Origin of the sequence: Streptomyces vulcanius, from assembly GCF_042653945.1 — a bacterium.
GTDB classification, from domain to species: Bacteria; Actinomycetota; Actinomycetes; order Streptomycetales; family Streptomycetaceae; genus Streptomyces; species Streptomyces mangrovi.
This window is the reverse complement of the sequence record NZ_JBHSFK010000090.1, coordinates 1-8,640: the sequence shown is the minus strand read 5'-3', so window position 1 is coordinate 8,640 and position 8,640 is coordinate 1. Positions and strand designations below refer to the sequence as shown.

The following is an 8,640-nucleotide window of genomic DNA, read 5'->3' as shown; positions in this document are numbered from 1 at the left end:
CGACCTCACCACTCCCCCGCGCAGCGCGACGCCCGCGCGTCCGGCCGACCTCATGGCACTCCTCACGGCCTCCGTGACCGACACCCACGCCCCTCCCGGCGATGCCCCCGCCGAGCGGCCGGCAGCTTCCCGACGCGGTCGGGAGCCAGGCCGCCTTTGATGAGGGGGCCACCAGCGACGGCCCCGGGTGCACCCGCCGCAACTGGTCAATCCGTTGACCACCCCGAGGGTGAGCCGGACCAGAGTCCCGACGAGACGGGGCGTGCCGCCGAAGCGGTCAACGCGTTGACCACCGGACCGCCGCCCACCGTCTCCGAGGCCGTCGACGTCGTCCTGGAGGCGCTGAGCAAGGTCGCCGAGGCCCGCGTCCTGCTCGGCGTCGCTCTGCGCGCCGAGCAGGAGAAGACCGGCGCCAGCGCCAACGAACTGGCACAGCGAGTCCACGGCGCGATGTCCCGCCCCCTGGTGCTGCGAGCCCTCCGGAATTCCGACTGACAAGGCACTATCGCCGTCGTTTGCGGCTCCTGGCAGGGTTCTTACCGGCAGCTTGTCGTACCTGACGTGCTCCCTGCCCTCAGCAGCGTGGCGTCGGACAGCAGTCGGCCCTGTCGGATGTCATGGAGGGGTGATGAGCAACCTTGGCACCGGACGTCTGAGGCGGATTGCACATCGCCGGACCGACAGGCAAGGGCGGCGCAGAGGCCGCGAGCCTGGTCGGCGCGGCGCGGCGACGGCGGCACGGGCCGGGCGGAGCGGATGGGCTTGTTGGTAGCAGCCTTGCCGGGCTTGACTGCACTGGTCGCACTCTTGTTCACATGGCTGTCGGTGGACCAGTCGCGGACTGAGCTGCGGATCGCTCAGCAGGGCCAGATCACCAACCGCTTCACTGCCGCGATCAACAATCTCGGCTCGAACTCCGAGGATGTGCGCCTGGGCGGGATTTACGCCCTGCAGCGCATCATGCTGGACTCCGCACGCGACCACCCCGCGATCGTCTCGGTGCTGTCGGCGTATGCGCGCCGGCACGCCCGGGTGCTGGTCAGTGGCTTCGTCAAGGAGCAAGAGGGCATTGAGGAGAGCCTGGAATCCCCGGTCAGGCCATCTACTGATGTAGAGGCCGTTCTGAGTGTGCTGGCCGATCGATCGGCCGACCATGACAAGCAGGCCGGGCTGGACCTCAGGCGCACGGATCTCCGCGGAGCCGAGGTGTTTGGGCGGGGCCAAACACCCAAAAGCCGTGCAGCGTTCCGTGCTGCCATCTTCAACGGAGCGGATCTCCGGCACTCGACGTTCTATTGCGTGGACCTGCGAAATGCCGGCTTCTATCAATCGAACCTGGCAGCAGCAAGATTCGACCACGTGGACCTGTCCGACGCCTCGATGGAGGAGGTGGACCTGACGCGCGCAACGATCTGGCACGCCAACCTGACGAGGGCGGATCTCAATTACGCGGAACTTCACGAAGCTGAGCTGGACTTGGCCGTCAATCTGACCAAGGCAACCCTCCTGACGGCGAATCTCACCGATGCATTCCTGGATGGCGCAAACCTGAGCAACGCCGCTCTCATTGGAGCGAATCTGAGAGGCGCGTCCCTCACCAAGGCGAACCTGCACGGTGCGCGACTGAGCAACGTGGACCAGGAGGCGCTGGCAAGCGAGTTCGGCTGGTATATCGACAAAAACGGCAACCTGGCGAAGGCGGACCTCACAGGGGCAGACCTGACGAACGCGGACCTGCGTGGCGTGGACCTCACTGAAGCAACCCTTGTCGACGCAGATCTGCGAGGCGCCAAGCTCGCCGGCGTGAATCTGACTGGGGCCAAGCTCGACGGTGTACGAGGCTTGCCGCCATCACTCCGCCCTTAACGGCCTTGGCCGGGACCCGGAGCCGGGAGTCCGCCAGGGAGAAGCGACCCAGTAGCTCCGGTGCTCAGGTGGCCCGGTCGTAAGGCAACTGCATTGGCCTTCGCCGACCCCCGGACCCCCGCTTCCGCGGCACCGACCGGCGCGGCCAGGAAGCGGGGGATACCGCGGCCCGTGGCCGCCCGGCGGCGTGATCGGGCGCCAGAGCGGGGTGCAGCCGACGCTGATGTACCAGTACGGGCCGCCGTACGGCCCGAGGTGACGGCCGATGGTCACCAGCTCGGTGTCGGGCAGACCGAGGGCCACGATCAGCGAGACACTGCCGCCGCCGACGCGGGCCATTGCCGTCCACTGGTGGATACGAGGGTCCGTGGGGAAAATGATGCGGGCGGCGCTGTCGTCACTCAGAAGCTGGATCGTCGTGCGCCCGTCCGCCTCCAGCGACCACCGGGCCTGTGAGTCAGCGGCCCGCGCGGTCTCGTCCCTCGGCACCAGCCCGTAGCGGGTGACGAAGTCGTCCACCACCTTCTCGTCCACGTAGTCCCAGGACACCGGGATGTTGGCGGACTGGTTCTGTCGGTAGTTGGTGACGTCAGTTGTTCGTGAAAGCTGACGGCACCAGGTGATGGCCCAGAAAGATGTTCGCGAATTCTGACGTCACCATCGGGGTTGCGGTGTCAAGCTGGATGTGCTCAGTAAAGGAGCACCCCCGATGCCGCCTGGCCAGTCGAAGGTCGAGTTGTACGCCGCGCTGCGGCGCGACTCCCGCGATGGCATGTCGAACCGGGCGTTGCAGTGCAAGTACGGCGTCACCTGGAGCACGGTCAACAAGGCTCTGACCTCGGCTTGGCCGCAGCCACGCACGACAACCGCTTCGGCGCGGCCGTCGAAGCTGGATCCGTTCACGCTGCTGATCGACGAGATCCTGCTCATTGATCTGGACGCGACCAGGAAACAGCGCCACACCGTCACCCCGGATCTACCGCCGTCTGATCGACGAGCACTCCTCGTCCGAGGCGTTGCGTTGACCACTTGAACCCGCACCGATGAGAGGGCGCAAGCGCCCTGCGAGCAACCGCGCGGTCCGGCCAGGGACTGAGAGTCCGGTGTTTATACCTTGCTCGCGACCACCATGTAGTTCTCGGCCTCAAGATCGAACGTGCTCAGTTCCGTTTGGAGTCCGACCCGGTGCAGCTCGACTTCGAGTTCCTCGTACCGGTGGGGCCAGCAGGACAGCAGTTCCGAGCGGACAAGAACCAACCCGGTCGCATCAACTTGCGCGATCGCAATCTCGATGTGGTGCTCCTCCTCCCAATGCGGCGCAATCTCCCAGCGGTAGACCACGACGGCATCGCGACCGTTCCGGCGGACGAGTCGGTCACTGATCTCCAGCCGGGAACCTCTGGCCCTCACGAGTTCCCAAGTGCGGGATGTGAGTACCAAGCGCCCGCCGGGGCGCAGAAGCCGTGACATCGACTCCAGAGCAGCACCCCTGCCTGTCGCGCCCGCGGCATGGTGAAGCGAGTTGCCAACGCAGAACACCATGTCGAACGTGTTGTCCTGGAAATGGTCGGGCAACTCTTCCCAGTTCGCCCGTACGGCCCGGACGGATGCCCCGAACTCCTCAGACAACTCTGCAGTCCGACGAACCATCGCCTCGCTGGCGTCAGTTGCGACAACCTGCATGCCACGACCGGCGAGGCCAACCGCCAACTGTCCGGTTCCGCACGAACAGTCGAGGACGTGAGCGTTCGACGGCAGGAGATTGAGGACGTCGTCGAACGACGCAGCGAACTCGGCTGGAGGCAACTTTGCATCCGAGATGAGCCATTCGTACACCTCGGCAAGCACGTCATAGCCTGTCACAACCACTACCTCCGTCACGCGGCAGACTCACGGTAGGACGTCAGTCCATCAGCGGAGCAAGCCGGGCACCAATGGTTTTCGCAAGGATGGCTCTGACGGTGTTTGTGGGTTGTCAGTTGTCCGTCTGAGTGGATGTCACCGGCTGGTGAGCTGGGAAGTTGTTCGTGAGAAGTAGTGTCACTCGCGGGGTTGCGGTGGCAAGGTAAATGTGCTCAGTGAAGGAGCACCGCCGATGCCGCCTGGTCAGTCGAAGGTCGAGTTGTATGCCGCGCTGCGGCGTGACGCTCGCGAGGGCATGTCGAGCCGGGCGCTGGAGCGCAAGTACCGGGTGGGCTGGCGGACTGTTCAGAAGGCGCTGAGTTCGGCGTGGCCGCAACCTCGGGAACCGTACGCGCCTCGCCGTTCCAAGCTGGATCCGTTCAAGCCGGTGATCGACCAGATGCTGCTGGCTGATCTGGATGCGCCGAGGAAGCAGCGTCACACGGTGGTCCGGATCTATCGCCGGTTGATCAACGAGCACGCGATGGACGACGTGTCCTACCAGGTCGTGCGCGCCTACGTCGCCAAGCGGAAGCCGGAGATTCGGGTCGAGGCCGGCCGTGGCCCGGCGCAGGTGTTCATCGAGCAGTCGCACCTGGCCGGCGCCGAAGCCGAGGTCGACTTCGGCGAGGTCGCGGTCCGTTTGCGGGGCGAGCTGGTGAAGTGCCATTTGTTCTGCCTGCGGTTGTCGTTCTCCGGGAAGGCGGTGCACCGGGTGTTCGCCTCCGGCGGTCAGGAGGCATTCTTCGAGGGGCACGTTCACGCGCTGCGGACGCTGGGCGGTTATGTGGGTGACAACTCTTCCGCGATCTCGCGTTCCCGGCCAGGATGGTCGCTCCCGTCGAGGAGCTCGGATGGCCTGGCAGCCGCAGTTGGAACGACGTGTCGATGCCGTGGGGAACCCTGCGGCATCGCTGGGGCACGCCCTGGTCGACGACTATCTGGAGTTCGTGGCGGCACGCTGCCGGCCGAACACCTTGCTGGCCACCGCCTACGACCTCAAGGTCTTCTTCTCGGTGGTGCCCAAGGAGCCGACCGACATCGTCACCGCGGACATCTTTGCATTCATCACCGCACAGAAGAAACCGCGGCGAGGGCCGAAGGTCGTCCGGCTCGAGGACGGTGAAGCCGGGCTCTCGGCACGGACCATCAAGCGCAGGCTGGCCAGCATCTCCGGGCTGTTCGGCTACCTGATGACCCGCGACGACCTCGCCATCGAACGCAACCCGGTGCCGACGGGGATGGCCAACCGCCGTCGCAGCGTCAACCGCGGGGCACCGTTGCTGCGCACGCCCCGCACCCTCCCGCGCGTCCTCGGACCGGGCGAGGTCGAATCGGTCCTCGGCGCGCCGAACACCGCCCGGGACCGGGCCATGGTCCTGGCGATGCTGCTCGGCGGACTGCGCCGCTGCGAAGTCCTCGGTCTGCGCCTGGGCGACCTCTCACCGGGTGAGCGTCGGCTCTTCATCAGCGAGGGCAAGGGCGGACACCAGCGCCTGATACCCGTCTCCGCGCAGTTCTTCGGCGCGGTCGGCGACTACCTGGACCGTGAGCGTCCGCCAGTCGAGCACGACCGGCTGTTCGTGGTGTTGCGCGGTCCGACCCGGGGCCGACCGCTGTCCGCCGACGGCTTGGACGAGATCCTCGACGGCGTCCGGAAACGGACCGGGCTGCCGCGGCTGACCTGCCACCAGCTGCGGCATACCTGCCTGACCCGGCTGCGGGAGGCAGGCATGGCCCTGGAAGCGGTACAGGCCCAGGCAGGGCACCGCTCCATCGAATCGACCCGGATCTACATCCACCTGGCCAACGCTTGGCTCGTTGAGCAGTACCTCGAGGCAAGTGCCGCCATCGATGCCGACCGGGTGGAGTCCTGATGCGCCGGGCCCGCGCCGCGGCCCTGCCGATCGTGCGCCCGGACCTGGTCGAGTTCTATCTCGCTCACCGGGCCGCGCAGGGCATGAACACCGATCACAAGGTCCGCTGGGGAGCTCGTGCTCTGCTCGCCGCGGTCCCCGACCTGAGCGACTTCTGTCGCCTGCCGCTGGAACATCAGCTCTGCTTCAACCATGAGACCCACCGGTTCATCAGCTGGCTCTCGGTCACTGGACGGATGCAGCCCGGGGCGGACTACCTGGTCGCCCGGCGCCCGCGACTGGGCATCGTGCTCGCCCGCACGGAGCCGGAACTGCACCTGAGGTTCATGGAGACCGCCCGCACGCTCGGCTTTCGCGACACGGTGGCCATGACCCAGTTCAATCTGCTGGCCCACTTCGTCGCACTGTTCGGCAGACAGCCCCACGAGCTGCGGCAGAGCGACTGGGACGAGGGACGCCGCCTGCTGCTGGAGGCCGCTCGGCGCATCCCCAACCGGGGCGTCAAGGCCCTGTCGACTGCCCTGTTCAACCTGGAAGCGACCCTGTTCCACTGCGAGTTGAGCGATCAGCTCCCACGGCGACGTTCACCGGACCGCGCCGACATCCGGGCCCGGGAGTGGGCCTGTGTCCCGGCCGGGATGGCGGACACCATGCACCACTACCTGCAGCAGATCTCCGGAACGATGCGGCCGGGCACCGTGAAGAACGCCGAGCTGACGCTGCGGGAGTTCGCCCTGCTGGTCGCCGCGGAAGACACAGACGTCACCTGCGTCGCCGAGCTCAAGCGACGGCACGTCGAACGCTACCGCCAGTGGCTGCTGGAGCGGCCGGCCGCACGCGGGGGCCCGCTGCACCGGCACACCGTCCGCGACCGCCTCGGCAAACTCCGCGGCTTCTTCCGCCGCCTAGACGAGTGGGACGCCGACGATGCCCCGCTTCCTCGACGACGCGGCGGCCGCCAAGCTGCTGGCCGCCGCCCGCCAAGACCCCGATCCGTTCGCCCGGCTGGCCATCGAAATCCTCGCCCGCACCGGGATGCGCCGCAGCGAGATGCTCGGCCTCACCATCGACGCGGTCGTGCAGATCGGCTCCGCCTACTGGCTCCGCGTCCCGGTCGGCAAGATGCACATCGACCGCTACGTGCCCTTGCACCCGCAGCTGAAGACGCTGCTGGACGACTGGTTGCTGCACCGGCCTGAGGGCCTGCGCTCGAACCCGTTGTTCACCGACCACGCCCGCCCGGTCAATGCCTCCCGCATCGAAGCAGCGGTCCGCAAGGCCGCCGAGCGGGCCGGACTGGGCCGGGTCACCCCGCACCAGCTCCGCCATAATCTGGCCACTCAGGCGATCAACCGGGGTATGTCCCTGGAGGCCATCGCCTCACTCCTGGGCCACAAGTCGCTGTCCATGATGCGTGTCTACGCCCGGATCGCCGACCGGACCGTCGCCGACGAATACTTCGCTGTCTCGGAGAAGGTCGAGGCACTCTACGATGCCCCGCGCCAGCTGCCGGCCGACGCCGAGGGCACGGAGATGGCCAAGCTCCGCCGGGAGATGCACCGCCGGATGCTCGGCAACGGCTATTGCGCACGCCCCGTGGAGATGGACTGCCACTTCGAATCGATCTGTGAGTCCTGCACGTTCTTCGTCACCACGATCGAGTTCCGGCCCACGCTCGAACGTCAGCGGGACGACGCGGCGGCCAAAGGGCAGGTCGCCCGCGAGCAGATCTTCGATGGACTGCTCAGCCGACTAAACGGAGAAGCTTCCTGAGCTCCTCCACACACTGACGATGCAGCTCGGTCAGTGCGGCGGCCAGGGCAGAAGATGGATCACCCCGACCGAGGTCGCCTCGATCGGCGAGGCATAGACGGCGCGGACTGCCCAGCGGCCGGGCCGAATCGGGACGGGCGCTTGCTCCGGCAGGCCACCGCCGGCCGGGTACTCGACGCCCAGCTCGGTCCCGGCTGTCACGGAGTCCATGAGCACGGCCGGGCCATCCGTCTCCCAGACACCGCATTCCTCCCACGCGGTTGTGGGGTCAGCAAGCACCGTCTTGGCCGCGGCGATCAGATCGGCCTCGCAGTTGGCGCCCAGCCAGCGGACGAACGCTTGGTGTTCCGGCAGATAGCAGCTGCTGGCGGGCTCGTCCGCCAAGACAAGTCCTTGGGCGCCCTCCTCGCCGACGGCAATCACCGCGGCCAGACCCTCTACCTCGCAGGCGCGGTCATAGTCGTCCCGAACGTTCCCGTCGCCGACGACCATCCCCGACTCTGTGCAACCATGCCACCCGGCCAATGCGGAAACCGGCACTGCTATCAGTGGGCCACCCATCGATTCGACCCAGACGGGGGACGGCTCGGCTGAGCTGGCGGTGGAGGAGGACGTCTTCACGACGCCAGTATCCCCGCGGCCACTGACAACGAGCTTCGAGCTGATCAGCACGACCCGTGACTTGACGTCGAGACCCGCATATTAGGAGGCGTGCCGTTCGGCAAGATCCGGTATGACAACCTGAAGGCCGCGGTCGCGTCGGTGCTCGGCTTCACGCGGCGCCGGGGTCGAGACCGACCGGTGGACCGCATTTCGGTCCCACTACGGCATCGAGCCGTTCTACTGCACGCCGGGAATCGAGGGCGCCCACGAGAAAGGCGGCGTCGAGGGCCAGATCGGCTGGTTTCGCCGCAACCACTTCGTTCCCGTCCCCGAGATCGACTCGCTGGCGCCGCTGAACATGCTGATCGACGAGTGGGATCTGGCCGACGAGGCCCGGCGGATCGGGACCCGTCCCCGCACGATCGGCGAGCTGTTCGCCGTCGAACGGCCGTCGTTGAAGCCGTTGCCCGTCGAGACGTTCGAGACCGGCCGCTAGGGTCCGTCTTCAAACGGATCTTGCCCAGAGCAGGAATGACGCGAGACTGACCGCTGCCTCGTAAGAGGTGGCGGTCTTGTCGTATCTGGTGGCGATGCCACGAAAGCCCTTGAGGCGGTTGAA

Annotated in this window: 10 protein-coding genes and 1 pseudogene; 6 read left to right on the top strand and 5 right to left on the bottom strand. The window is 66.9% G+C overall.

The window, feature by feature from the left end; genetic code table 11:
- Nucleotides 1–285 precede the first annotated feature (285 nt).
- Both ACFPIH_RS55795 and ACFPIH_RS55790 read left to right on the top strand, forming a co-directional pair.
- Nucleotides 286–495 carry a hypothetical protein gene (locus tag ACFPIH_RS55795; protein ID WP_381187881.1) on the top strand — a complete coding sequence of 70 codons (210 nt, stop codon included), beginning with the start codon at nucleotides 286–288 and terminating at the stop codon, nucleotides 493–495.
- Between the two features lie 291 nt (nucleotides 496–786).
- Nucleotides 787–1,866, top strand: coding sequence for a pentapeptide repeat-containing protein (locus tag ACFPIH_RS55790; protein ID WP_381187878.1), 1,080 nt, complete (start codon nucleotides 787–789; stop codon nucleotides 1,864–1,866).
- On the opposite strand, the gene ACFPIH_RS55785 is transcribed toward ACFPIH_RS55790, so the two are convergent.
- Entirely contained in the window at nucleotides 1,852–2,415 is a 564-nt protein-coding gene (locus ACFPIH_RS55785) for a hypothetical protein (RefSeq protein WP_381187875.1), read from the bottom strand. The two genes, ACFPIH_RS55790 and ACFPIH_RS55785, sit on opposite strands and share 15 nt — an antisense overlap.
- Nucleotides 2,416–2,575: 160 nt before the next feature.
- On the opposite strand from ACFPIH_RS55785, the gene ACFPIH_RS55780 reads away from it, so the two are divergent.
- Nucleotides 2,576–2,899, top strand: coding sequence for a hypothetical protein (locus tag ACFPIH_RS55780; protein ID WP_095749789.1), 324 nt, complete (start codon nucleotides 2,576–2,578; stop codon nucleotides 2,897–2,899).
- A gap of 74 nt (nucleotides 2,900–2,973) precedes the next feature.
- On the opposite strand, the gene ACFPIH_RS55775 is transcribed toward ACFPIH_RS55780, so the two are convergent.
- Entirely contained in the window at nucleotides 2,974–3,729 is a 756-nt protein-coding gene (locus ACFPIH_RS55775) for a class I SAM-dependent methyltransferase (protein ID WP_381187887.1), read from the bottom strand.
- Between the two features lie 112 nt (nucleotides 3,730–3,841).
- Entirely contained in the window at nucleotides 3,842–4,531 is a 690-nt protein-coding gene (locus ACFPIH_RS55770) for a hypothetical protein (protein ID WP_381187871.1), read from the bottom strand.
- Nucleotides 4,532–4,622: 91 nt separating this feature from the next.
- Between ACFPIH_RS55770 and ACFPIH_RS55765 the strand changes: the two genes are divergently transcribed.
- Together ACFPIH_RS55765 and ACFPIH_RS55760 are read left to right on the top strand one after the other, a co-directional pair.
- Nucleotides 4,623–5,645: a tyrosine-type recombinase/integrase gene (locus ACFPIH_RS55765; protein WP_381187868.1), complete on the top strand. Its 1,023-nt coding sequence runs from the start codon at nucleotides 4,623–4,625 to the stop codon at nucleotides 5,643–5,645.
- Nucleotides 5,646–6,572: 927 nt separating this feature from the next.
- Entirely contained in the window at nucleotides 6,573–7,418 is an 846-nt protein-coding gene (locus ACFPIH_RS55760; protein ID WP_381187865.1) for a tyrosine-type recombinase/integrase, read from the top strand.
- 30 nt (nucleotides 7,419–7,448) lie between these two features.
- On the opposite strand, the gene ACFPIH_RS55755 is transcribed toward ACFPIH_RS55760, so the two are convergent.
- Nucleotides 7,449–7,979 carry an Imm21 family immunity protein gene (locus ACFPIH_RS55755; RefSeq protein WP_381187884.1) on the bottom strand — a complete coding sequence of 177 codons (531 nt, stop codon included), beginning with the start codon at nucleotides 7,977–7,979 and terminating at the stop codon, nucleotides 7,449–7,451.
- Nucleotides 7,980–8,379: 400 nt separating this feature from the next.
- On the opposite strand from ACFPIH_RS55755, the gene ACFPIH_RS55750 reads away from it, so the two are divergent.
- On the top strand, nucleotides 8,380–8,517 hold the full coding sequence (locus ACFPIH_RS55750) for a hypothetical protein (RefSeq protein ID WP_381187863.1): 138 nt from the start codon (nucleotides 8,380–8,382) through the stop codon (nucleotides 8,515–8,517).
- 9 nt (nucleotides 8,518–8,526) lie between these two features.
- On the opposite strand, the pseudogene ACFPIH_RS55745 reads toward ACFPIH_RS55750, so the two are convergent.
- Nucleotides 8,527–8,640: pseudogene (locus ACFPIH_RS55745) on the bottom strand (IS5/IS1182 family transposase); the annotation flags it as partial.

Coding starts and splice junctions, on each gene's coding strand:
- ACFPIH_RS55780 (WP_095749789.1), top strand. CDS start 2,576: ATGCCGCCTGGCCAGTCGAAGGTCGAGTTGTACGCCGCGCTGCGGCGC.
- ACFPIH_RS55765 (WP_381187868.1), top strand. CDS start 4,623: ATGGCCTGGCAGCCGCAGTTGGAACGACGTGTCGATGCCGTGGGGAAC.
- ACFPIH_RS55760 (WP_381187865.1), top strand. CDS start 6,573: ATGCCCCGCTTCCTCGACGACGCGGCGGCCGCCAAGCTGCTGGCCGCC.
- ACFPIH_RS55755 (WP_381187884.1), bottom strand. CDS start 7,979: ATGGGTGGCCCACTGATAGCAGTGCCGGTTTCCGCATTGGCCGGGTGG.
- ACFPIH_RS55750 (WP_381187863.1), top strand. CDS start 8,380: ATGCTGATCGACGAGTGGGATCTGGCCGACGAGGCCCGGCGGATCGGG.